The sequence below is a fragment of the Methylobacterium sp. J-072 genome (assembly GCF_022829425.1).
Classification (GTDB): domain Bacteria; phylum Pseudomonadota; class Alphaproteobacteria; order Rhizobiales; family Beijerinckiaceae; genus Methylobacterium.
The window spans coordinates 30,978-53,197 of sequence record NZ_JAKSYK010000160.1 but is presented as its reverse complement, the minus strand read 5'-3'; the positions used below and the strand labels follow the sequence as shown (position 1 = coordinate 53,197).

Sequence of the window (22,220 nt, the reverse complement as noted above, 5' to 3'; positions counted from 1 at the left end):
AGATGGTGGCGATCGCCCTGGCGACCCGGCCGCACGCCGCCTGCCTGGTGCCCGAGAAGCGCGCGGAGCGCACCACCGAGGGCGGCCTCGATATCGTCGGCGGGTGCGATCACCTCGCCCCCCGCATTCGGGCCCTGGCCGAGGCCGGTATCCGCGTCTCGCTGTTCGTCGAGCCGGAGCCCGCGATCATGGACGCCGCGCGGGCCCTCGGGGCGCCGGTGGTCGAGCTCCATACCGGCCGCTACTGCGAGGCCGCCATTGCCGGCGACGGCGCGCGCATCGCCCACGAGCTGAGGCGGATCACGCGGGCGGCCGAGCATGGCGCCGGGCTCGGCCTCGAGATCCATGCCGGCCACGGCCTCACCGTCGAGAGCGTCGGTCCGGTGGCGGCACTGCCGCAGATCCGGGAGCTGAATATCGGCCACGCGCTGATCGCCGAAGCGATCTTCGTCGGGCTCGCCCAGGCCGTACGGGACATGCGGGCGGCCATGGACCGCGCGCGGCGCCCATGATCATCGGCATCGGCTCGGACCTCTGCGACATCGATCGGATCGGGCGGACCCTGGCGCGGCACGGCGACCGCTTCACGCACCGGGTGTTTACCGATGGCGAGCGGGCGCGCTGCGACCGCCGCGCCGCCCGCGCCCCGGGCTACGCCAGGCGCTTCGCCGCCAAGGAGGCCTGCGCCAAGGCCCTGGGCACCGGTCTCAGCAACGGCGTGTTCTGGCGCGACATGGAAGTGGTGAACCTCCCCTCCGGCCAGCCGACCCTGCGGCTCTCCGGCGGCGCGGCGGCGCGCCTGGCCGAGTTGCTGCCCCCGGGCCATGAGGGACGGCTGCATGTGACTCTCACGGACGATCCGCCGATGGCTCAAGCCTTCGTGATCATCGAGGCGCTGCCGACGGTGCCGCCTACGTGAGATCCGGGATCGTGGATTAGCCTGCCGCCCTCGTGCGTTGCGGGGGGCTCGCGCTTGGTCTAGACCGCCGCACCAGCGGACACGATTGCGGCGCATTCCTCGGGACAACCGCAGATCAGCCGCAAGCGGCGGGGCCGAGCCCCGCTTGCGGCTGGCGTATGATGCGGAAAAACGGGGTCCGGTTTTCCGAAGCCATCATGCGATAACGGAAGCGCCGGAGCCTGCTTCGGCGACGGAATCTGAGTCTGAAGATGGAACGCGCACGCGTGGATCACGACGGCAAGCCGCTGATGAAACAGGCCGAGACCGGCACCTGGGCCAGCATCCGCGAGACCCTGAAGGTCGGCATCCAGGCGCTGCTGATCGCCCTGGTGGTGCGGACGCTGCTGTTCCAGCCGTTCAACATCCCGTCCGGATCGCTGGTACCGACCCTGCTGATCGGCGACTACTTATTCGTCTCGAAATACTCGTACGGATACTCGAAGTATTCGCTGCCGCTGTCGGAATACATCCCGATCCAGGCGGATGGGCGCGTCTGGGCGGCCGAGCCGAAGCGCGGCGACATCGCGGTGTTCAAGCTGCCCAAGGACAACGCGACCGACTACATCAAGCGTGTGATCGGCCTGCCGGGCGACAAGATCCAGATGATCGACGGCGTGCTCAACATCAACGGCAAGGCGGTCAAGCGCGAGCGAATCGCCGATTACGAGACCACCGATCCCTACGGCCAGGCGACCAAGGTTCCCCAATACCTCGAGACGCTGCCCAACGGCGTCGTCCACCGGGTGATCGAGCGCGACGGCGACAACGGCTTCTGGGACAAGACCGAGCTGTACACCGTGCCGAGCGGTCACTTCTTCATGATGGGCGACAACCGCGACAACTCCACCGATTCGCGCGACCTCGCCAGCGTCGGCTACGTGCCCTTCGCCAACTTCGTCGGGCGCGCCGAGATGATCTTCTTCTCGATCGACGAGGGCACGCCGGCCTGGCAGCTCTGGAACTGGCCGGCCCATGTACGGTGGTCGCGCCTGTTCTCGACGATCCATTGACCGGCCCGGACTTGGACGAGGCTGGACAGGCCCGGCCGTCTTCCCGGGCGCGGCGTTCCCACAGGCCCAGGCCGCCCCTCGGCGTCCTGGAGGAGCGGATCGGCCACAGCTTCGCCGACCAGACCCTGCTCACCCGGGCCCTGACCCATACCAGCAAGGCCACCGGCCGCGGCGGCAGCTACCAGCGCCTGGAATTTTTGGGCGACCGCGTGCTCGGGCTCGCGGTGGCGGACCGGCTCTATTCTGCCTTTCCCGACGCGGACGAGGGCGACCTGTCGCGCCAGCTCGCCGGGCTCGTGCGCCGGGAGACCTGCGCGGCGGTGGCGGCCTCCTGGGAGGTCGGGCCGCACCTGATCCTCGGCCAGGGCGAGGTGATGGGCGGCGGCCGGCGCAACCAGACGATCCTGGCTGACGTGTGCGAGGCGATTCTCGGGGCAGTCTACCTCGATGCCGGCTTCGATGCGGCCCGGGCGATCGTCGAGGCGCATTTCCACCCGGCCGAGCCGATGGCGGCGCATCGAGGCCGCGACGCGAAATCCGCCCTGCAGGAATGGGCGATGGGCCGGGGCCTGCCGATTCCCGTCTACGCGGTGGTCGAGCGCACCGGCCCGGATCATGCGCCACGCTTCCGCATTGCCGTACAGGTCGAGGGGCTCGAGCCGGGCCATGGCGAGGGCACCTCGAAGCGTGTCGCCGAGCAGGAGGCCGCCCGCGCGCTGATGGAGCGCGAGGGAATCGGCACCGTCCCGGAGACGGGGCCGACGGAGACAGCATGACCGAACACGATCAAGACGACGGCCACGACGACGGCCCTGCCGAGCGGCTGGCCCCGAAGACGCCCACGGCGCTCCCGGGTACGCCCGCCGATGCCCGGGCGGGCTTCGTCGCGCTGATCGGCGTGCCGAATGCCGGCAAGTCGACGCTCCTCAACAACCTGGTCGGCACCAAGGTCTCGATCGTCTCGCGCAAGGTGCAGACGACCCGGGCGCTGGTGCGCGGCATCCTGATCGAGGGCTCGGCCCAGGTCATCCTGGTCGACACCCCCGGCATCTTCGCGCCGAAGCGCCGCCTCGACCGGGCGATGGTGCATTCGGCCTGGAGCGGCGCGGCCGACGCGGATGCGGTCTGCCTGCTGGTCGATGCCCGCAAGGGCCTGGACGAGGAGGTCGAGGCGATTCTCAGCCGCCTCGGCGAGGTGAAGCGCGAGAAGATGCTGATCCTCAACAAGATCGACCTGATCCCGCGCGAACGGCTGCTCGATCTCGCCGCCAAGCTCAACGCGGCCTCGCCGTTTGCCGAGACCTTCATGATCTCGGCCCTCAAGGGCGACGGCGTCGGCGACCTGCGCCGGGCGCTCGCCGCCCGGATGCCGCCCGGCCCGTGGCTCTACCCGGAGGACCAGGTCTCGGATGCGCCGCTGCGCATGCTCGCCGCCGAGATCACCCGGGAGAAGATCTACGACCGCCTCCACGAGGAGCTGCCCTACCGCTCCACGGTCGAGACCGACCAGTGGCAGATCCGGCCGGACGGCTCGGTGCGGATCGAGCAGACGATCTTCGTCGAGCGCGAGAGCCAGCGTTCGATCGTGCTCGGCAAAGGCGGCCAGACCATCAAGGCGATCGGGCAGGCCGCCCGGATCGGGATCTCCGAGGCGGCGGATGCCAAGGTCCACCTGTTCCTGCACGTGAAGGTGCGCGAGAACTGGGCCGACGACCCGGCCCGCTACCGCGAGATGGGCCTGGAATTCCCGCGCGGCTGAAAAGGGTTTCCAAAGGGCTCAGCCCTTTGGCGGGGTTCGGGGGCGGAGCCCCTGATGCATCGGGCGGAGCCCGACAGCAGGGCGCTGCCCTGCACCCGCAAAAGGTCGAAGACCTTTTGAAACCAGGACTCTAGGCCTCCGGTACGTTCCAGCCGATCGAGCGGCGCAGGAAGTTCAGGCCGAGCGCCAGGAACGCGGCTGTCTCGGCATTGTCCTTGCCGTAGCCGTGCCCCCCGGCTGCGGGCTCGTAGAAGGCCGCGTCGTAGCCGAGGGCGTTCAGCTTCCGGGCCATCTTGCGGGCGTGGCCGGGATGCACGCGGTCGTCGCGGCGGCTCGTGGCCAGCAGGATCGGCGGGTAGGGCCGGCCCGCTTCGGCCGTATGGTAGGCCGAGATCGCGCCGAGGAACGCCCAGTCCTGAGGGTCGTCCGGGTCGCCGTATTCCGCGATCCAGCTCGCCCCGGCCAAGAGCTTGGTGTAGCGGCGCATGTCGATCAGCGGGATCGTGCAGAACAGGGCTCCGAACCGCTCGGGATAGCGGGTCAGCATGTTGGCGATCAGCAGGCCGCCGTTCGATCCGCCCTCCGCGGCGATCCGGCCCGGCCGGGTCACGCCCCGCGCCACGAGGTCGGCCGCGACCGCGGCGAAGTCGTCATGCGCGCGAGCCTTGCCCTCCCGGCGGCCGGCATCGTGCCAGCGCGTTCCGAATTCGCCGCCGCCGCGGATATTGGCGACGACGCTCGTGCCGCCCCGTTCCAGCCAGAGCTTGCCCAAGACCGGCTGGTAGCTCGGCAACAGGGGAACCCGGAAGCCGCCATAGGCGGTCAGGTACACGGGAGCTTCGCCTGTCAGTCCGTCCGGGCCGGTCTGGACGTAGGGGACCCGCGTGCCGTCCGCCGAGACCGCCTCGTGGCGAGTGACCCGCAGGCCCTGCGCGTCGAAGGCCGGCGGTGTCCGGCGCAGGACCGTGGGGGCTTCGAGGCTCGGCGGGATGCTAAGCAGCGTCGCGGGCGTCACCGGGTCGTGCACGGTCGCGAGCAACGTGCCGTCCGACTCCTCGGGGTCGCCGTCGAGGGGCCAGACATGGACGCTGCCCAGGGTCGGCAGCCCGTCTAGGGGCCGCGTCGTCCACACGCCCCCGGTATGCTCGCAAATCGTGTAGGTCGGCCGCAGGTCGTCGAGCGCGTGCACGAACAGGCGCCCGGCGGACCAGAACACGTCCTGGAGCGCCCGGCGCTCGTCCGGCCGCCACAGCACCGTGAAGTCGCGGCTTCCGGCGAGGAACCCGGACAGGGCGATCGCCAGCACCGTGTCGGTCGCGTGCTCAGTACCGCCGACACGCCAGGGCTGGCGCGGCCGCACGGCGATCTGGTCCCGATCGATCTGCACATCCGCGTCCGAGGGCAGGTCGAGCTGCGTGCGCGAGCCAGTCCGGTCGCCGAGATGGATCTTCGTATCGAAGAAGCCGACCTGATCGATGAAGACGAGCCGTTCGACGCCGGTCTCCCGGTCGACCGAGGCCCATGCGGCCATGCTGGTCTCGGGCACTTCGAACAGCACCGCGGCGGCCTGCGGATCCGATCCGCGCGACAGCATCCGGGTGGTGCGCGGGTAGCCCGCGCGCGTGGCCATGTCGTCGCCGTAGGCGCTCGATACCAGCAGCGTGTCGCGGTCGAGCCAGGCCGCACCGCCCTTCGACTCCGGCAGGACGAAGCCGTCGGCCACGAAGCTTCGGCTGATCAGGTCGAACTCGCGCACGACCTTGGCGTCGCCGCCGCCCCGACTGAGGGATAGCAGGGCGCGATCATGCCCGTCCTTCAGGACCGAGGATCCGGCCCAGACCCAATCCTCGCCCTCCGCAGCGGCCAGGGCGTCGAGGTCGAGGAGAATGTCCCAGGCCGGCGCCTCGGCCCGGAAACTCGCCTCGTCGGTCCGCCGCCACAGGCCGCGCGGATGCTCGGCATCCGTCCAGAAATTGTAGAGCAGCCCGCCGCGCCGCGAGACGAACGGGATGCGCTCCGGCCGGTCGAGAATGGTGCGCGCGGTGTCGCGGTCGCGGGCGAAGGCGGCATCGCCGTAGCGGGCCAGGGTCTCGGCGTTGCGCGCCTCGACCCAGGCCAGCGCCTCCGGCCCGTCGATCTCCTCCAACCAGAGGTAGGGATCGTCGTCCGGATGCTGGAGGGTCGGGCGCGGATCGGTAGGGACGGTCATGGCGGACACGATAGACCGGCGTATGGGGATTCGGGAACGGCCCTGACTGCGTCAGGTTAGGCGCACGTCCTGGTTGTTGGATGAAGGCTCGGATAGGGCGGATGCCGGGCCGTGCGGATCCGAAGGCTGGGCTTCCGGGACCATTCCAGTGTAACAGGCGACGTTCCTCCCGGATGATCCGAGTCGGGCGCGGGTTTCCCGCTCCGCTGTGGATTCGCGTTCCGATGCCAGCTCTCCAGATCCTGAATTGTTCATGCGCCACGCCGTTTACGGCCTGCCGCCGGTCGATCTCGCCGAGGTCCCCGGTGACGCCGTCCAGTTTTCCCCCCTGATTCCCGGCTCCGCCCGGCTCGAGGATCTGCCCGAAGGCAGCCTCGATGCCGCGACCGTGCTGGCGCCGCCCGGCACGGTCGAGCGGCGCTACGTTCTCGCTCATACGTTGCGGGCACTCGTGCCCGGCGGCCGGATGATGGCGCTCGCCCCGAAGGATCGGGGCGGTGCCCGGCTGGCCAAGGAACTGGCGGCTTTCGAATGCCACGCCGCCGACGAGCCGCGCCGCCACCACCGGATCTGCCGGCTCGTGCGGCCGCCCGCACCGGCCGGGATCGCCGCCGCCATCGACGAGGGCGGACCGCGCCACGTCGATAACCTCGCTTTGTGCACGCAGCCGGGCATCTTCTCCTGGGATCGGCTCGATCCCGGCACGGCGCTGCTCCTGGCCAATCTTCCGCCCCTGAAGGGGCGGGGGGCCGATCTCGGCTGCGGCCTCGGGGTCCTGTCCCGGGCGATCCTGGGCTCGCCCGCCGTGACCGCGCTGACGCTGGTCGAGGTCGATCGCCGCGCCGTCGAGATGGCGCGGCGCAACGTCGCCGATCCGCGGGCCACGATCGTCTGGGCCGACATCCGGGCGGCCGGCACGGTGCCTGGCAGCCTCGACTTCGTCGTGATGAACCCGCCGTTCCACGACGGCGGCACCGAGGACCAGGCGCTTGGCCGGACGTTCATCGCCCGGGCCGCCGAGGCTTTGCGCAAGGGCGGCACGCTGTGGCTCGTGGCCAACGCGCACCTGCCCTACGAGACCGCCCTGTCGGCGGCGTTCCGCGACGTCTCGGTCACGGTGCAGGCCGGGGGCTACCGGGTCTACGAGGCGCGCAAATGACGGCCGCGAAGTCCGTCCGCCTCGACAAGCTGCTGGCCAATCTCGGCTACGGATCGCGCCGCGAGATCCAGGGTCTGGCCCGGGCCGGTGCGGTCCTGTTGGACGGTGCGGAGGTGGCGGATGCCGGCGACCGGATCGCCCTCGACCCCGATCTCCCGAGCCGGCTGACGATCGACGGCGCGCCGGTCGATCCGCTGCCGGGCCTGTGCCTGATGCTGCACAAACCGCTGGGCGTGACCTGCTCGCATAAGGAAGCCGGCCCGCTGGTCTACGGACTGCTGCCCGAGCGCTGGCGTCGGCGCGATCCGCCGCTCTCCACCGTGGGCCGCCTCGACAAGGAGACCTCCGGCCTGCTGCTGCTCACCGATGACGGCGCGCTGCTGCACCGGATCATCGCCCCCAAGGCGAACGTCGCGAAGCGCTACCGGGTCACCCTCGACCGGCCCCTCGACGGCACCGAGGCCGCAATCTTCGCGTCCGGCTCGCTGATGCTGGAGGGCGAGGACAGGCCGCTGCTGCCGGTGCGGCTGGTGGTGGAGGATCCTACGCATTGCGCGGTGACGCTCACCGAGGGGCGCTACCATCAGGTTCGCCGGATGTTCGCTGCGGTCGGCAACCATGTTGTGGCGCTGCATCGGGACCGGGTCGGGGGCCTCGACCTGATGGCGGACCTGCCGGCCGGGGGCTACCGGGTGATGAATGAGGCGGATGTCGCCGCGGTGTTCGAGGGCGCCTGAACACCCCGCTGTCGGGTTACGGCCTCAGTGAAGTGATCGGGCGAGGGCGACTACGGCGCCGATGATCGCCAGCGTCTGAAAGCCAATCAATCCAGCGACCCAACGCACGATCTCGGCCCGCGTTTCCGCCAACTCGGCGCGCAGATCCGCCTTCGTGACGAGATCGCCCTGAAGCGCTTCGGCCATGGCATCGGCCAAGCCCTCGGCCTGCTCGGGTGAGAGCTTGGCCTTGTCCCGGAGTGTCCGGGCGAATTTCAGCGTATCGAATGCCACGGCCGCCATGTGGGGTATTATCGGCGTCGAAGGTGCCGGGTTGCAAGCTCTGGGGACCCGCAATCACCATCCGCATCACCCGAATCCTTGCGTCCGGCTCCGGGCTCTGCTAAGCGCCCGCCCATCCCACACGCGGAGCCGGCCTCATGCCTGAATGAGGCGTCTTCCGGTGGCCGTCCGAATCTTTTGGGCGGCTGCATCCCTCCGCGGCGGATCCAACCGGAGAGTACAAAGATATGGCCGTCGATTTCTCTATGCGTCAGCTCCTCGAGGCGGGCGCCCATTTCGGTCACCAGTCGCACCGCTGGAACCCGAAGATGCAGCCGTACATCTTCGGCACCCGCAACAACATCCACATCATCGACCTGGCCCAGACCGTGCCGGCGCTGCACACCGCGCTGCAGGCGGTGAGCGACACCGTCGCCAAGGGTGGCCGCGTGCTGTTCGTCGGCACCAAGCGCCAGGCGGCCGACACCATCGCCGACGCCGCCAAGCGCTCGGCCCAGTACTACGTCAACTCCCGCTGGCTGGGCGGCATGCTCACCAACTGGAAGACCATCTCGGGCTCGATCTCGCGCCTGCGCAAGGTCACCGAGACGCTGGAGACCGGCGGCCCGGGCCTGACCAAGAAGGAGCGCCTGATGCTGTCCCGTGAGAAGGACAAGCTCGAGAAGGCGCTGGGCGGCATCAAGGACATGGGCGGCGTGCCGGACCTGCTGTTCGTGATCGACACCAACAAGGAGCAGCTGGCGATCAAGGAGGCGAACCGCCTCGGGATCCCGGTGGCCGCCATCGTCGACACCAACTGCAACCCGGACGGCATCACCCACATCGTCCCGGCCAACGACGATGCCGGCCGCGCCATCGCGCTCTACTGCGACCTGATCGCGAAGGCCGCCATCGACGGCATCTCGCGCGCCCAGGGTTCGTCGGGTGTCGATCTCGGCGCCTCCGAGGAGCCGCAGGCTGAGGAGCTGCCGGCCAACGACGCCGCCGCCGTCTCGGTCGAGTCCGACGCGCTCGATCCGGCCGACGTGGCGATGCTCTCCGAGACCACCGAGCATTTCGAGCTGCTCGCCGCCCCGCGCGGCGCGCCGGACGACCTGACCAAGCTGCACGGCGCCGGCCCGCAGATCGTCCAGAAGCTCAACGATGCTGGCATCTACCATTACTGGCAGATCGCCGCGATGACGCCGGAGGAAGTCGCCAAGGTCGATTCCGACCTGAAGCTCAACGGCCGCATCGATCGCGATTCGTGGGTCTCGCAGGCTCGCGGCTTCGTCGAGGCGACTGCCGCAGCCTGATCCTCCGGGACCTCGCGACGCCCCGTCATCCGGGCGTCGCGAATTCAGCCATATCGGGCCCGGCCGCTCACCCGCGCGCCGGGCCTCTCTCATCCAGACCACACGAAAGGGACCGCCATGGCCAACATCACCGCCGCGATGGTGAAGGAGCTCCGGGAGAAGACCGGCGCGGGCATGATGGACTGCAAGGGCGCGCTCAACGAGACGCAGGGCGACATCGAGGCGGCCATCGACTGGCTGCGCAAGAAGGGCCTCGCCAAGGCCGCCAAGAAAGCCGGCCGCGTCGCCGCCGAGGGCCTCGTCGCTGTCGAGTCCGCCGGCCATCACGCCGCGATCGTCGAGGTGAATTCCGAGACCGACTTCGTCGCCCGCAACGACGCCTTCCAGGCCTTCGCCCGCGAGGCCGCCAAGATCGCTCTCAACACCGACGGCACCCTGGAAGGTCTCCAGGCCGCCCATTTCCCGGGCGCCACCGAGACCGTCTCGGAGAAGCTGCAGAGCCTGATCGCCACCATCGGCGAGAACATGAACCTGCGCCGGGTCGCCAAGCTCGAGGTAAAGAAGGGCGTCATCGCCTCCTACGTCCACAGCCAGGTCTCCGAGGGGCTGGGCAAGATCGGCGTGCTCGTGGCGCTCGAGTCCGAGGGCGATGTCGAGGCCCTGTCGGCGCTCGGCCGCCAGATCGCCATGCACGTCGCCGCCACCAACCCGGTGGCGCTGGACGCATCCGGCGTCGACGCCGCGACCCTGGAGCGTGAGTCGAACATCCTGCGCGAGAAGAACGCCGGCAAGCCGGACCACGTGCTCGCCAAGATCGTCGAGAGCGGCCTGAAGAGCTACTACAAGGAGGTCACCCTCCTGGAGCAGCCCTTCGTGCATGACGGCTCGAAGACGGTCAGCCAGGTGCTCAAGGAAGCTGCCGGTAAGGTCGGCGGTCCCGTCACCCTGACGGCGTTCGTCCGCTACGCTCTGGGCGAGGGCATCGAGAAGGAAGACGGTCCGGACTTCGCCACCGAAGTCGCCCAGCAGGCCGGCCGCGCCTGATTTTTTCGGACCTGTTGGTCTGACGATTTCGAGACCCCGTCCGGCGCGAGCCGGGCGGGGTTTTCTTTTGTACCGCGACGACGGCTTCGGCGAGGGGGCAGGAGGCCGGGTGGGAGCGGCCGGTCGGATGGAACCTGGTCAGACAGGACTCGCCTCATTGAGAAGGTCTGCGTCGATCGCACCGCGCAGGATGCAGCGCGGGTCCCCTCTCCCGTGCGGGAGAGGGACAGGGTGAGGGATGCGACATCTCCGGAGAAACCTGATCCCTCACCCCAACCCTCTCCCGCACGGGAGAGGGGGCGCGTCGTGGCCTGCACAAGCTGACAAGTGAACATCGTAGCCCGTGCGGGTGGGGGCTTCGCTTCGCGAACTCAGCAGCACCGCCAGATCAAACGTTTGCGCCGCGACCGAGCCTGTTGAGAAGCTGCAAGCCATTGCCGGAAAATATCATTCCGGCCTGGTCAACGCGAAGCCCCGCATCGCGAAACATAATCCCGCCCGCCTCGTGTTGCAGCGCACACCCGGTTCGGCACCGCCGCGCTACATCACGCTCATGGCAATGAAATCCTTCTCGTACCTGATGATCGGCGTGTTCGCCTCCGGTCTCGTCATGACCCTTCTGGGCTCCGTCGGCCTCTTCGTCGGGAGCTGAACCTTGGCGCCGGCGTGACCCCCGTCATGCCGGCGCTGCTGCATCGACCCAGGCGCCGCCGTCCCACAGACGGACCCGGACGGTGGCGCAGCCCTCCGCGATGGTGATGCGGTTGTAGGCGTTGGGCTCGTTGCCCCGCAGCCGCGTCGAGGTCGCCGAGCCGGCCTGGACCGCCAGAAGACGCCCGGGACGAGACCGGATCGACCCCCGGTCCAGCGTCTCGGGGATTGATCCTTCCGCTTCCGCATAGCGCGCGTAGTGCCGATGCAGGTGGCCGGCGAGCGTCAGGCCCACACCGCACCCGGCAAACGCCGCCAGGGCCCGGTCGGCGCGCCCGACCAGGCGGGCCTCCTCGTCCCAGGGCGGCGGCAGGAACGGGTGGTGGCCGACCACGATCTTGAACAGGTGGGCCGGCATCGCCGAGAGCCGCGCCTCCGCCCGCTCGATCTGGCTCCGGCGGATCACGCCGTGCGACCAGTCTGGCTCCGGCGCCCAGCGACGCACCGTGTTGAGACAGACGATCCCGATCTCTCCATCTTGGAAGCACGGCTCGGTCTCGGCCGCGATGGCGCGCCGGTAGCGGGTGAACGGGTGCACGAAGCGCTGGACCAAGCGGAACGGCGAGATGTCGTGATTGCCCGGCACCCCAATCCAGGGCGGCGCCAGGCGGTCGAGGAAGGCCCGGGCTTGCGCGAATTCCGAAGGCCGCGCCGCCATGGTGAAATCCCCCGAGGCGACGATCAGGTCCGGCGCATCCGCGTTCAACTCGTGGACCAGGGCCTCCACCACGGCGGGGTCGGTACGGCCGAAATGCAGGTCGGAGATATGGCTGATCCGTCTCACGTGTGCTGGCTCGACCGAGGCACGATCACCGTCAGCGCCTGCCGGTGGATCCGGTAGCGCAGGGGCGCGGGGATCAGCGCCACCTCGCCGTCGTTCATGACCCGCAGCGCCCGGGTCTCCGACGCGATGGTCAGGTTGGCTGCCGGCAGCCGCTCGATGTCCGGCAGGCGCCGCCAGTCGCCCAGGGCGAAGCCGAGGGCGAGGCGCAGGGTCCGCCACGGGGAGAGATGCGCCAGGATGTAGAGCGTCAGCTCCCCGGCATCGACCGGCGCCCGCACCAGCATGCGGCCCGGCCGCTCGACATAATCCCCGATCACCACCGCCAGCAGCCGGAACCGCCAGGTCCGCGCCGCGCCGTCGATCGTGCCGGTCACGGTCAGCCGCGGATACCGGCCGAGATGGCGCAGCACGCCTATGATCCAGCGCAGCAGCGTGCGCAGGCCGAGATGCCGGCGATGCGCCTCCCGGTGCCGCGTCACCCGAGCGGGCAGGCCGAGCACGGAGTTGATCAGGAACGTGCGGCCATTGACCTCACCGACATCGATCTGCCGCCGGGCTCCGGAGGCGAGGACCGCGACCGCGCCGTCGATATCGAGCGGCACGCCGAGATCCCGCGCCAGGAAGTTCATGGTGCCCAGCGGCAGGATGCCGAGGGGCGTGGCCTTGCCGATGAGCGCTGCGGCCGCGCAGGCGATGGTGCCGTCGCCGCCCGCCACCACCAGGGCATCGATGTCGGGCTCCGACGCGGCGGCGGCGATCCGCACCGGCAGGGGCGCCCCCCGGTCGGCCTCGCCCAGGGGTTCGATCCCGGCCGCGACCAGCTTCTCCCGGATCGCCTCCGGCGTCGTGCCCGACGCCACCGCCCCGGAGGCGCCGTTGATGACCAGAGCGATGCGCATGGATTCGGGCATCCATCCCGATGACGAGCCTAGCTCCTCTGCCAAAGCTGCACGTCGTTCGCGTGTCGGTGGGACATCGTCCCCGTGATCCCCGCCCGGATCGGCGCCCGCCCCTCGACGCCGCTCCCGCGGCTGACGTAGAAGCCTCACGGGTTCGGGTGATGCGGTATGGAGCCGGAGATCAAGATGCCGGAAGCGACGCCGTTTCGCCGTATCCTCCTCAAGCTGTCTGGCGAGGCCCTGGCCGCCCCGGACGGCTACTGGCTCCATCCGCCGACCCTCGCGGCGCTCGCCGAGGACATCGCCCGCACCATCGAGTCCGGGGCCGAGATCGCCATCGTGGTCGGCGGCGGCAACATGATCCGCGGCGCCCGCATCTCGGCGGCCGGCTGGATCGACCGCGCCACCGGTGATTCCCTCGGCATGATGGCCACCGTGATGAACTCGCTGGCGATCGAGACCGCCCTCAACGCCGCGGGCGTCCCGGCCAGGACCATGTCGGCGGTGTCGATGCCGACGATCTGCGAGACCTACGCCCGCCAGCCGGCCCTGCACCATCTCGACAAGGGCCAGGTGGTGGTTCTGGCCGGCGGCACCGGCAACCCGTTCTTCACCACCGACACCGCCGCGGTGCTGCGCGCCGCCGAGCTGCGCTGCGACGCCGTGCTCAAGGCCACGCAGGTGGACGGCGTCTATTCGGCCGATCCCAAGAAGGATCCGAGCGCCACGCGCTACGACCGGCTGACCCATGACGAGGCGATCGCCCGCGATCTCAAGGTGATGGATACCGCCGCCTTCGCGCTCGCCCGCGAGAGCCGGCTGTCGATCGTCGTCGGCTCCCTGCATCCGCCGAGCTCGATCGCCAAGATCCTGTCCGGCGAGGCGCCCTCGACCCTCGTGGCACCGTAACCGCACGCTGCGCGCGCCTCTCGATTCGCATCGTCTTCTTCCGAAAGCCGGCGGCCACCTTTCGGGACGATGCTCCGGAGGTTTGCGGCACCGGGAAAATTCCGCCATTGAGGCCGCGACTGCCCGTACTGGGCGAGAAGACAACGTCAGACGTGTCGGGACGACCACCATGGCCACACCGGAATTCGACCTCAACGACATCAAGCGCCGCATGCAGGGCGCGGTCGCGTCGCTCTCCAAGGATCTCGGATCCCTGCGGACCGGGCGGGCCACCCCCTCGCTGGTCGATCCGATCCAGGTCGATGCCTACGGCTCGTCGATGCCGATGGCGCAGGTCGCCACCGTGAGCGTGCCCGAGCCCCGGCTCCTGTCGATCTCGGTCTGGGACCGCAGCATGGTCACCGCCGTCGAGAAGGCGATCCGCGAATCCGATCTCGGCCTCAACCCGCAGACCGAGGGCCAGACCATCCGGCTGCGCATCCCCGAGATGAACGAGCAGCGCCGCAAGGAGATGGTCAAGGTCGCCCACAAGTACACCGAGGAGGCGCGCGTGGCCGTGCGCCACGTCCGCCGGGACGGGCTCGACCACCTCAAGAAGCTCCTCAAGGACAGCGCCATCTCGGAGGACGACGAGAAGCGCCAGGCCGCCGACGTGCAGAAGGCGACCGACCAGTTCATCGCTGAGATCGACAGCGTGCTGGCCTCGAAGGAAAAGGAGATCATGCACGTCTGAGGCGCAGGCCGAGACGCGCGTGACCTCCGCCACCACACCGGCCGTGCGCCCCACCGGGCGGCGCGAGCTCTGGCTGCGCGTCGCCTCGGGCGTCGTGCTCGCCCCCGCGATCCTCGCGGCCCTGGTCTATGGCGGCTGGCCCTTCGCCGGGATCTGGCTCGCCGCCGGGATCATCGGCTTCGCCGAATGGATGGTGATGAGCCGGACCGAGCCCCGCGAGGTGCTGATCGCGTTGGGCGTGGCGACTTTGGCCGCCCTGCTGCTCTGCCAGCGCGGCGGCGCCCCGGCGCTCGCCTGCCTCGCCGTCCTGCTCCTCGGGGCCGCGGCCTGCGCAACGGTGGCGCGCACCGGCTCCGGCCGGGTGCGGGCGTTCGCCGGCGTGCTCGGGGCGGCGGCCGTCGCCTCGGTGCCGGTCGCCCTGCGCGACGATCCCGGGATCGGCCTCGTCGGGCCGGCCTGGATGTTCGCCGTGGTCTGGTCCACCGACATCGCCGCCTACTTCGCCGGCCGGAAGATCGGCGGCCCGAAGCTGATGCCCCGGGTCTCGCCCAACAAGACCTGGTCGGGGGCCATCGGCGGCCTGATCGGGGCGGTCGCGGCGGGCTCGCTGGTGGCGGCGGCCGCCGACCTCGCCGGGCTGGACCTGCCGAGCGCCGCCTCCCTGCCGGTGGTGGCCGGCGTCAGCGCCCTGGCCTCCGTGCTGAGCCAGGCCGGCGATCTCGTCGAATCCGGCCTGAAACGCCGCTACGGGGTGAAGGATTCGGGCAAGATCATCCCGGGCCATGGCGGCGTCATGGACCGGCTCGATGGATTTTTCGCGGTGGCCGTGTTGGCCGGGCTCTATCTCGCCGCGCGTGGAAGCGGTCTGATCCCATGACTCTGACCCCATGACTCTGACCCCATGACGATGAGGGAGTTTCACCCGTGACCCAGATCGTCACCGTCTTCGGCGCCACCGGCTCGATCGGCCGCTCCACCGCCGACCTGCTGGCCCAGCACCCGGACCGGTTCCGCACCGGTGCCGTGGTCGGCGGGCGCGACGCGGTCGCGTTGGCCAAGGTCGCCCGCGAGCTCAGCGCCACCTTCGCGGCGCTCGCCGACGAGACCGCCGGCCCGGCGCTGGCCGAGGCTCTGTCGGGCAGCGGCATCGCCAACGGGGCGGGGGAGGGCGCCGTCATGGAGGCGGTGGCCCGCGACGCCGACATCGTGGTCGCCGCGGTGAGCGGCGCGGCCGGGCTGAAATCCACCCACGCCGCGCTCCGGCTCGGCCGCACGGTGGCGCTCGCCAACAAGGAGAGCCTGGTTTGCGCCGGCGACGCCTTCATGCGCGACGCCGCCCGCTACGGTGCCACGATCCTGCCGATGGATTCCGAGCACGACGCGCTCAGCCAGGCGCTCGCCGGCCGGCCGCTCGCCGATGTCCGCACCCTGATGATCACCGCCTCGGGCGGCCCGTTCCGGACCTGGACCCGCGAGCGGATCGCCGCCGCCTCCGCGGCCGAGGCCGCGGCCCATCCGACCTGGTCGATGGGCATGAAGATCAACATCGATTCGGCCAGCCTGATGAACAAGGGGCTTGAGCTGATCGAGGCGCACCACCTGTTCGGCATCGAGCCCGAGCGCCTGGACGTGGTCGTGCACCCGCAATCGGTGATCCACGGCCTGGTCTACTGGCTCGACGGCGCCGTGACCGCGGAGCTCGCGCTTCCCGACATGCGCGTGCCGATCTCGCATTGCCTCGGGCTCGGCGATCGCCTGACCATCGCCCGGGGCCGGCCCCTGGACCTGGTGAAGCTCGGTGCGCTGACCTTCGAGGCGGCGGACGAGGAACGCTTCCCGTGCCTGCGAATCGGCCGGGCGGCGCTCGCCGCCGGGGGCGCGGCGCCCACCGTGATGAACGCGGCCAACGAGGTGGCGGTGGCCGCCTTCATCGCCGGCCGCATCGGCTTTTACGGGATCAGCGACTTGGTCGAGCGTGCCTGCGAGCACTTCGCCGGGCAGTACCGGACCGCGCCGTCCGACGTTGACGAGGCGCTGGCCATCGACGCCCATGTCCGGGTCTGGAGCGCCGAGGCGTTGCCGGAGCTGCGCGCGGCCGGTTAGTAGAGCCTGCGGCCGAGGGTTTTTCCGGCGTCCGTCTCAACCGGTTCGTCCCACCCAATCCCCTCATCCTGAGGTGCCCGCTGCAGCGGGCCTCGAAGGAGCGCTCCAGCGATCGCGCGGCTAGCTGGAGGGCTCCTTCGAGGCCTCCGCTTCGCTTCGTCACCTCGGGATGAGGGCGCGTGTGGGGGAAGGTCCGATAGCCGTAATGGGCTGCCGGATCGATCAGCCCCTAGCCGCGCCGTCCTAGCCATCCGCCCCGTACCCAGCCAAAAACACTCGCACCGCCTCCGCCACCTGAAATCGCTTCCGGGCCTCGTCCGCCATGCCACCGGCGGCGAACAGGAGGCGGGTCAGGAGGCCCGCCAGGCACAGATGCAGGAAGTGTTGCGCGGCAAGCGTGGTGTCAACGATGTGCAGCCGGCCGCCCTGCACTTGGATGTCGAGATACGCCGCCAGCCGCCCGACCCCGCGGGCCGGGCCGGCGTCGTAATAGACCTGCCCGAAATGCGGGAACTTCTCGCAGACCCCGATCACCATACGATGCACCGAGATATGTTCCGGCTTGGACATCTCGGCGAGGAAACTCATCCCTAACCGCGTCAGCACTCCCGGAATATCCGTGTCGGCCGGGTCGAAGGTGAACAGCGTCTCGGCCAAGCTGGTCTTTTCGACAATGATCAGGGCCTCGAACAGCGCTTCCTTGCTGTCGAAATAGACGTAGAGCGTGCCCTTGGAGACGCCTGCGGCTCGCGCGATCTCGCCCATGCTGGCCCCGTCGAACCCCGACGCCAGGAAAACCCGGCGGGCGCCGTCGAGGATTTGCCGCCGCTTGTCCCCCTCATGCTGGGACGATCCCCGCTCCAGCACCGCGCCCTGATCCATCACCCTGCTCCGCGTCGGCGACGCCGCTCTACTTGACCGAACCGTTCGGTCAATCTACCCTGACGGCAGATTCGACGTGCGTCAAGGCGCGTCCAAATCATTGACCGAACGGTTCGGTCACGGGTCCAGAGGCGTTGAGATGTCCCTTCGCGAGGATGGCGACCGGTCTGCTGCCGGCATCGAGATCGCGGACGACGAGCGCGCCGACGGCCGGGCGCCACCGCACGCGGCTCCGGATGCGGCCGACGCCCCTCAGACGACCGCCCCGTCAGTTCCCGAAGCCGGCCCAGCCCAAAAGCGCCCGCTCAAGAGGGTGCTCCTGCTCGGCCTCCTGGCGACGGCTCTCGGCGGCGGCGTTTATGAGGGCTGGCACTGGTGGAGCGTTGGGCGGTTCTTCGTCTCGACCGATGACGCCTACGTGCAGGCCGACATCTCGATCCTCGCCGCCAAGGTCTCCGGCTATCTCGAATCCGTGCCCGTCGTGAACGGCGTCTCTGTCAGCAAGGGCGACGTGATCGCCAAGCTCGACGACGGCGATTACCGCCTCGCGCTCCAGGCTGCGCAGGACAAGCTCGCCACGCAGGAGAGCACGATCGTGCGGATTGCCCGGCAGGTCGAGGCCGCGCAGGCGCAGGTCGCTCAGGCCGCCGCGCAGATCGACGCGACCCGCGCCGATGCCGTGCGCGCGCAGGCGGACTTCGCCCGGGCGACCCAGATGCAGGCGGATTACGTCGCCAAGTCGCGGATCGACCAGGCCCGCGCCGACCGGGACCGGACGGAAGCCTCGGTGAAGGGCATGGAGGCCGGCCTCCTGGCGGCTAGAGCCAATGTCGACGTGCTCGCGGCCCAGAAGCGCGAGGCCGAGCGCCTCTCGGCCGAGCTGCGCACCGCCGTCGACCGCGCCCGGCGCGACCTCGACTTCACGGTGATCCGCGCGCCCTTCGACGGCGTGATCGGCAACAAGGCGGTCGAGGCCGGGGCCTACGTGGCGCCGGGCACCCGGGTCGCCGCCCTGGTGCCGCTCCAGAGCGTGCGCATCGACGCGAACTTCAAGGAGACGCAGGTCCAGCGCATGCGCCCCGGCCAGCCGGTGCTCGTGACCGTGGACGCCTATCCGGACCGCGAGATCGAGGGCGTGGTCGAGTCGTTCTCGCCGGCCTCGGGCTCGGTGTTCAGCCTGCTGCCGCCGGACAACGCCACCGGCAACTTCACCAAGATCGTGCAGCGCCTGCCGGTGCGGGTGCGGGTGCCCGAGGCCGTCGCCCGCGAGGGCCTGCTACGGCCCGGCCTCTCGGTGGAAGTGCGGGTGGATACCCGGGCGGGCACTGATCGTTCGGTCCTCGACCACGCCGAGGACGGGCGCTTCAACGCCGCGAGCCGCTGAGCCCGCCCGTGGCCGCCACCGCCGCCATCTCGGCCGGAGCCCCGGCCGCCGAGCCGCCGATGGACCGCCGCCGCATGGTGGCGTTCTTCTGCATGGTGTTCGGGATGTTCATGGCGATCCTGGACATCCAGATCGTCTCGGCCTCCCTCAACGAGATCCAGGCCGGCCTCTCGGCCTCCGGGGACGAGATCCCCTGGGTCCAGACCAGCTACCTGATCGCCGAGGTCATCTCGATCCCGCTGTCGGGCACCCTGTCGCGGGTGCTCTCGACCCGCTGGATGTTCGCGATCTCGGCGGGCGGCTTCACGCTGATGAGCGTGATGTGCGCGACCTCCTCGTCGATCTCCGAGATGATCGTCTGGCGCGCCGCGCAGGGCTTCATCGGCGGCGGCATGATCCCGACGGTGTTCGCCGCGGCGTTCACGATCTTCCCGCCGTCGAAGCGCACCATCGTGTCGCCGGTGATCGGCCTCGTCGCGACGCTCGCGCCGACCATCGGCCCGACGATCGGCGGTTACCTCACCGACCTGATGTCGTGGCACTGGCTGTTCCTGATCAACGTCGTGCCCGGCATCGCGGTGACGATCTCGACCTGGATCCTGATCGACTTCGACAAGCCCAATTACGACCTGCTGAAGTCGTTCGACTGGGCCGGCCTGGCCTTCATGGCAGGGTTCCTCGGCTGCCTCGAATACGTCCTCGAGGAGGGGCCGAACCACGATTGGCTGCAGGACGAAGCGGTCTTCACCTGCGCGATCATCGGCGGGGTCTCGGGGCTGTTGTTCTTCTGGCGCGTCTTCACGGCCATGCAGCCGATCGTCGACCTGCGGGCCTTCTCCGACCGCAACTTCGCCAGCGGCTGCGTGGCCAGCTTCGTGCTCGGCATCGGACTTTACGGCCTGACCTACATCTACCCGGTCTACCTCGCCCGGGTGCGCGGCTACTCGGCGCTGATGATCGGCGAGACCATGTTCGTCTCAGGGCTGTGCATGTTCGCCACCGCTCCGATCGCCGGCCGGCTCTCCGGCAAGGTCGATCCCCGGATCATGATGGGGATCGGCTTCGTCGGCTTCGCCTGCGGCACCTGGATCGTCACCGGGCTCACCAAGGATTGGGATTTCTGGGAGCTGCTCTGGCCTCAGATCCTGCGCGGCTGCTCGCTGATGCTGTGCATGATCCCGATCAACAACATCGCGCTCGGCACCCTGCCGCCGGCCCGGATGAAGAACGCCTCCGGCCTCTACAACCTCACGCGCAACCTCGGCGGCGCGGTCGGCCTGGCGCTGATCAACACCGTGCTCAACGCTCGCTGGGACCTGCACCTCGCCCGGCTGCACGAGCGCTTCACCTGGGCCAACAGCACCGCGCTGGAACGCCTCGACACGATGCAGCGCGGCTTCGACTCCTACGGCAGCGCCGCTTCCGGCATGGCGCTCAAGGCCATGACCAACACGGTGCGGATCCAGGGGCTGGTCATGGCCTTCGAGGACGTGTTCCTGGCGCTCACCGTGCTGTTCCTGGCGATGGCCTGCGCCGTGCCGCTGATCCGCCGCCCCCGCGCGGCCGCCGGTGGGGGCGGGGGGCACTGACGGTTTCCAGGGTGGTGATGGGCTTCGCAGAGCGAGGATAGCGGGGATCGTTTTTAGGCTGTGGCGGACTGCGCTGCGGCCCTGACTGCGGGCGCATATCCCTTCGCCCCGCGGGCCTACCGGACTCACACGTCGCATTCAGTAGCAAGCGATGGACATACCACGCGTTTCCCCTCCCCGCAGGGGCTACGGGCTAAACAGGTTTCGATCGTAGCCGTGATCATGCCGTGGGTGCAGAAGGCGCGGGTCCCCTCTCCCGTGCGGGAGAGGGACAGGGTGAGGGATGCGCCTTGTCCGGAAAGATCTGGTCCCTCACCCCAACCCTCTCCCGCACGGGAGAGGGGGCGCGTGGCGGCCTGCAACAGCGCCTGTGCTTCAAACCTGTGTAGGCCGTAGCCGCAGGCGGGAGGACAGCGCGTTCTGCCTTCCAGAAGCCGATATGTGAACATCGTCGCCGCGCACGTGGGGAGAGGGAGCCCCGTGACCTCCCGCGGCAGCCGCGGCGGATTGCGTTGGCGGTAAGCCGCATCGATCTGCTAAACCGGCCCGATGGCCGGCCTGAGAAGCCGGCGCAGAGACGGCCAGGGATCGGCTCATGGACTTCCTCAACGCGATGGGCGGGACCGCCGGCGGCTTCTTCGGGGCCGTGATCCCGTTCCTGTTCGTGCTCACAGTCGTGGTCTTCGTCCACGAGATGGGCCACTTCCTGGTCGGGCGCTGGTGCGGGGTCGGCGTGCACGCCTTCTCCCTTGGCTTCGGCCCGGAGCTGTTCGGCTTCAACGACCGCCGCGGCACCCGCTGGAAGCTCTGCGCCATCCCGCTCGGCGGCTACGTCAAGTTCCACGGCGACGTGAACGGCGCGAGCGTCCCGGATCCGGAGGCGATCGCCCGGATGTCCCCGCAGGAGCGGGCGATCAGCTTCCCGACCCAGCCCGTGGCCAAGCGCGCCGCGATCGTCGCCGCCGGGCCGGTGGCGAACTTCCTGCTGGCGATCCTGCTGTTTGCCGGCGCGATCTGGCTCGCCGGCCGCTACGAGCTGCCGGCCCGGGTCTCCTCGGTGGAGCCCGGCAGCGTCGCCGCCCAGGCCGGCTTCCAGCCCGGCGACGTGATCACCGCCATCGACGGCGAGAAGATCGGCGACTTCAACGCCATGTACCGCACCGTGACCGGCAGCGCCGGTACGCCCCTGACCTTCACGGTGGAGCGGGCTGAGCAGCCGATCACCATTCAGGCGACCCCGGCCACCTACGAGGAGAAGACGCCCTTCGGCCGCCACCGGATCGGCCGGCTCGGCATCCGCTCGCCTGCGGGCTCGGAGGCGCGGCTCGTCCGGTACGGCGCTTTCGACTCCCTCGATCTCGGCGTGCGCGAGACCTACTTCGTGGTCGAGCGGACCTTCTCCTACCTGAGCAAGCTCGCTACGGGGCGCGAATCCGCCGACCAGCTCTCGGGTCCGATCGGCATCGCCCGGGTCTCGGGCGAGGTCGCCAAGAACGGCGGTGTCGGGGGGCTCGTCGGCCTGATCGCGCTGCTCTCGGTCTCGATCGGCCTGCTGAACCTGTTCCCGGTGCCGCTGCTCGATGGCGGGCACCTGCTGTTCTACGCCTTCGAGGTCGTCCGCGGCCGCCCGCTCAGCGAGCGCGCCCAGGAGATCGGCTTCCGCATCGGCCTCGCCCTGGTGCTGATGCTGATGCTGTTCGCTGCCTGGAACGACATCCTCAACCTCGGCGCGTCCTGGCGGAACACCTGATCCCGGGATCCCGCGCGGGC

General features: G+C 69.7%; 22 protein-coding genes. 17 read left to right on the top strand and 5 right to left on the bottom strand.

What is annotated here, in order from left to right:
* From MKK67_RS18395 to era, 5 genes are all read left to right on the top strand, one after another.
* The coding region (locus MKK67_RS18395; RefSeq protein ID WP_243967361.1) for a pyridoxine 5'-phosphate synthase at positions 1-512 on the top strand (512 nt) is incomplete at its 5' end.
* A complete protein-coding gene (acpS, locus tag MKK67_RS18390; protein ID WP_243967344.1) occupies positions 509-919 on the top strand; it encodes a holo-ACP synthase in 411 nt (136 codons plus the stop codon). The genes MKK67_RS18395 and acpS, both read left to right, overlap by 4 nt.
* Positions 920-1,170: 251 nt before the next feature.
* Positions 1,171-1,971 carry a signal peptidase I gene (gene lepB, locus MKK67_RS18385; protein WP_243967334.1) on the top strand — a complete coding sequence of 267 codons (801 nt, stop codon included), beginning with the start codon at positions 1,171-1,173 and terminating at the stop codon, positions 1,969-1,971.
* Positions 1,972-1,982: 11 nt separating this feature from the next.
* Complete coding sequence (gene rnc / locus MKK67_RS18380) at positions 1,983-2,747, top strand: ribonuclease III (protein ID WP_243967390.1); 765 nt, start codon at positions 1,983-1,985, stop codon at positions 2,745-2,747.
* Entirely contained in the window at positions 2,744-3,730 is a 987-nt protein-coding gene (era, locus tag MKK67_RS18375; RefSeq protein WP_243967325.1) for a GTPase Era, read from the top strand. The genes rnc and era overlap by 4 nt, the downstream gene beginning before the upstream one ends.
* Positions 3,731-3,860: 130 nt before the next feature.
* On the opposite strand, the gene MKK67_RS18370 is transcribed toward era, so the two are convergent.
* Positions 3,861-5,939: a prolyl oligopeptidase family serine peptidase gene (locus MKK67_RS18370; protein ID WP_243967317.1), complete on the bottom strand. Its 2,079-nt coding sequence runs from the start codon at positions 5,937-5,939 to the stop codon at positions 3,861-3,863.
* A gap of 253 nt (positions 5,940-6,192) precedes the next feature.
* Between MKK67_RS18370 and MKK67_RS18365 the strand changes: the two genes are divergently transcribed.
* Positions 6,193-7,098, top strand: coding sequence for a class I SAM-dependent methyltransferase (locus MKK67_RS18365; protein WP_243967306.1), 906 nt, complete (start codon positions 6,193-6,195; stop codon positions 7,096-7,098).
* Positions 7,095-7,835: a pseudouridine synthase gene (locus MKK67_RS18360; protein ID WP_243967297.1), complete on the top strand. Its 741-nt coding sequence runs from the start codon at positions 7,095-7,097 to the stop codon at positions 7,833-7,835. Before MKK67_RS18365 ends, MKK67_RS18360 begins: the two co-directional genes overlap by 4 nt.
* A gap of 24 nt (positions 7,836-7,859) precedes the next feature.
* Here MKK67_RS18360 and MKK67_RS18355 read toward each other — a convergent pair whose 3' ends face one another.
* Positions 7,860-8,117, bottom strand: coding sequence for a CCDC90 family protein (locus MKK67_RS18355; protein ID WP_243967289.1), 258 nt, complete (start codon positions 8,115-8,117; stop codon positions 7,860-7,862).
* Between the two features lie 227 nt (positions 8,118-8,344).
* Here MKK67_RS18355 and MKK67_RS18350 point away from each other — a divergent pair, with 227 nt between their 5' ends.
* From MKK67_RS18350 to MKK67_RS18340, 3 genes are all read left to right on the top strand, one after another.
* Positions 8,345-9,412, top strand: a complete 1,068-nt coding sequence (locus MKK67_RS18350) for a 30S ribosomal protein S2 (RefSeq protein WP_243967272.1) — start codon at positions 8,345-8,347, stop codon at positions 9,410-9,412.
* Between the two features lie 117 nt (positions 9,413-9,529).
* Complete coding sequence (gene tsf, locus MKK67_RS18345; protein WP_243967264.1) at positions 9,530-10,456, top strand: translation elongation factor Ts; 927 nt, start codon at positions 9,530-9,532, stop codon at positions 10,454-10,456.
* A gap of 343 nt (positions 10,457-10,799) precedes the next feature.
* A complete protein-coding gene (locus MKK67_RS18340) occupies positions 10,800-11,108 on the top strand; it encodes a hypothetical protein (protein ID WP_243967253.1) in 309 nt (102 codons plus the stop codon).
* A gap of 24 nt (positions 11,109-11,132) precedes the next feature.
* On the opposite strand, the gene MKK67_RS18335 is transcribed toward MKK67_RS18340, so the two are convergent.
* Positions 11,133-11,951, bottom strand: a complete 819-nt coding sequence (locus MKK67_RS18335) for a metallophosphoesterase family protein (RefSeq protein ID WP_243967244.1) — start codon at positions 11,949-11,951, stop codon at positions 11,133-11,135.
* Positions 11,948-12,850 (bottom strand): diacylglycerol/lipid kinase family protein, encoded by a 903-nt coding sequence (locus MKK67_RS18330; RefSeq protein WP_243967235.1) that lies wholly within the window; start codon positions 12,848-12,850, stop codon positions 11,948-11,950. The genes MKK67_RS18335 and MKK67_RS18330 overlap by 4 nt, the downstream gene beginning before the upstream one ends.
* A 186-nt stretch (positions 12,851-13,036) precedes the next feature.
* Between MKK67_RS18330 and pyrH the strand changes: the two genes are divergently transcribed.
* The 4 genes from pyrH (at position 13,037) to dxr (ending at position 16,595) form a co-directional block, all read left to right on the top strand.
* Positions 13,037-13,759, top strand: a complete 723-nt coding sequence (gene pyrH, locus MKK67_RS18325; RefSeq protein ID WP_243967233.1) for a UMP kinase — start codon at positions 13,037-13,039, stop codon at positions 13,757-13,759.
* Between the two features lie 169 nt (positions 13,760-13,928).
* Positions 13,929-14,492, top strand: coding sequence for a ribosome recycling factor (gene frr, locus MKK67_RS18320; protein WP_243967223.1), 564 nt, complete (start codon positions 13,929-13,931; stop codon positions 14,490-14,492).
* A 19-nt stretch (positions 14,493-14,511) separates the two neighbouring features.
* Positions 14,512-15,369, top strand: coding sequence for a phosphatidate cytidylyltransferase (locus MKK67_RS18315; RefSeq protein ID WP_243967213.1), 858 nt, complete (start codon positions 14,512-14,514; stop codon positions 15,367-15,369).
* Positions 15,370-15,416: 47 nt separating this feature from the next.
* On the top strand, positions 15,417-16,595 hold the full coding sequence (dxr, locus tag MKK67_RS18310; protein WP_243967204.1) for a 1-deoxy-D-xylulose-5-phosphate reductoisomerase: 1,179 nt from the start codon (positions 15,417-15,419) through the stop codon (positions 16,593-16,595).
* A 243-nt stretch (positions 16,596-16,838) separates the two neighbouring features.
* Here the strand turns inward: dxr and MKK67_RS18305 are convergent, their stop codons facing one another.
* Complete coding sequence (locus MKK67_RS18305; protein WP_243967185.1) at positions 16,839-17,477, bottom strand: TetR/AcrR family transcriptional regulator; 639 nt, start codon at positions 17,475-17,477, stop codon at positions 16,839-16,841.
* A gap of 139 nt (positions 17,478-17,616) precedes the next feature.
* On the opposite strand from MKK67_RS18305, the gene MKK67_RS18300 reads away from it, so the two are divergent.
* The 3 genes from MKK67_RS18300 (at position 17,617) to MKK67_RS18290 (ending at position 22,200) form a co-directional block, all read left to right on the top strand.
* The gene (locus MKK67_RS18300) at positions 17,617-18,861 is read left to right on the top strand and encodes an HlyD family secretion protein (RefSeq protein ID WP_243967176.1); all 1,245 of its coding nucleotides are present in this window, start codon (positions 17,617-17,619) and stop codon (positions 18,859-18,861) included.
* A 59-nt stretch (positions 18,862-18,920) separates the two neighbouring features.
* On the top strand, positions 18,921-20,450 hold the full coding sequence (locus tag MKK67_RS18295; protein ID WP_279601702.1) for a DHA2 family efflux MFS transporter permease subunit: 1,530 nt from the start codon (positions 18,921-18,923) through the stop codon (positions 20,448-20,450).
* A 595-nt stretch (positions 20,451-21,045) separates the two neighbouring features.
* Positions 21,046-22,200, top strand: a complete 1,155-nt coding sequence (locus tag MKK67_RS18290) for a M50 family metallopeptidase (RefSeq protein ID WP_243967157.1) — start codon at positions 21,046-21,048, stop codon at positions 22,198-22,200.
* The last annotated feature ends 20 nt before the right edge of the window (positions 22,201-22,220 follow it).

What these genes read in the sequence shown, in the direction of transcription:
- MKK67_RS18355 (WP_243967289.1), bottom strand. Translation starts at nt 8,117, where the DNA reads ATGGCGGCCGTGGCATTCGATACGCTGAAATTCGCCCGGACACTCCGG.
- MKK67_RS18330 (WP_243967235.1), bottom strand. Translation starts at nt 12,850, where the DNA reads ATGCGCATCGCTCTGGTCATCAACGGCGCCTCCGGGGCGGTGGCGTCG.
- era (WP_243967325.1), top strand. Translation starts at nt 2,744, where the DNA reads ATGACCGAACACGATCAAGACGACGGCCACGACGACGGCCCTGCCGAG.
- pyrH (WP_243967233.1), top strand. Translation starts at nt 13,037, where the DNA reads ATGCCGGAAGCGACGCCGTTTCGCCGTATCCTCCTCAAGCTGTCTGGC.
- MKK67_RS18370 (WP_243967317.1), bottom strand. Translation starts at nt 5,939, where the DNA reads ATGACCGTCCCTACCGATCCGCGCCCGACCCTCCAGCATCCGGACGAC.
- MKK67_RS18295 (WP_279601702.1), top strand. Translation starts at nt 18,921, where the DNA reads ATGGACCGCCGCCGCATGGTGGCGTTCTTCTGCATGGTGTTCGGGATG.
- MKK67_RS18300 (WP_243967176.1), top strand. Translation starts at nt 17,617, where the DNA reads ATGTCCCTTCGCGAGGATGGCGACCGGTCTGCTGCCGGCATCGAGATC.
- tsf (WP_243967264.1), top strand. Translation starts at nt 9,530, where the DNA reads ATGGCCAACATCACCGCCGCGATGGTGAAGGAGCTCCGGGAGAAGACC.
- acpS (WP_243967344.1), top strand. Translation starts at nt 509, where the DNA reads ATGATCATCGGCATCGGCTCGGACCTCTGCGACATCGATCGGATCGGG.
- MKK67_RS18365 (WP_243967306.1), top strand. Translation starts at nt 6,193, where the DNA reads ATGCGCCACGCCGTTTACGGCCTGCCGCCGGTCGATCTCGCCGAGGTC.
- MKK67_RS18290 (WP_243967157.1), top strand. Translation starts at nt 21,046, where the DNA reads ATGGACTTCCTCAACGCGATGGGCGGGACCGCCGGCGGCTTCTTCGGG.
- MKK67_RS18305 (WP_243967185.1), bottom strand. Translation starts at nt 17,477, where the DNA reads ATGGATCAGGGCGCGGTGCTGGAGCGGGGATCGTCCCAGCATGAGGGG.
- MKK67_RS18350 (WP_243967272.1), top strand. Translation starts at nt 8,345, where the DNA reads ATGGCCGTCGATTTCTCTATGCGTCAGCTCCTCGAGGCGGGCGCCCAT.
- frr (WP_243967223.1), top strand. Translation starts at nt 13,929, where the DNA reads ATGGCCACACCGGAATTCGACCTCAACGACATCAAGCGCCGCATGCAG.
- MKK67_RS18360 (WP_243967297.1), top strand. Translation starts at nt 7,095, where the DNA reads ATGACGGCCGCGAAGTCCGTCCGCCTCGACAAGCTGCTGGCCAATCTC.
- lepB (WP_243967334.1), top strand. Translation starts at nt 1,171, where the DNA reads ATGGAACGCGCACGCGTGGATCACGACGGCAAGCCGCTGATGAAACAG.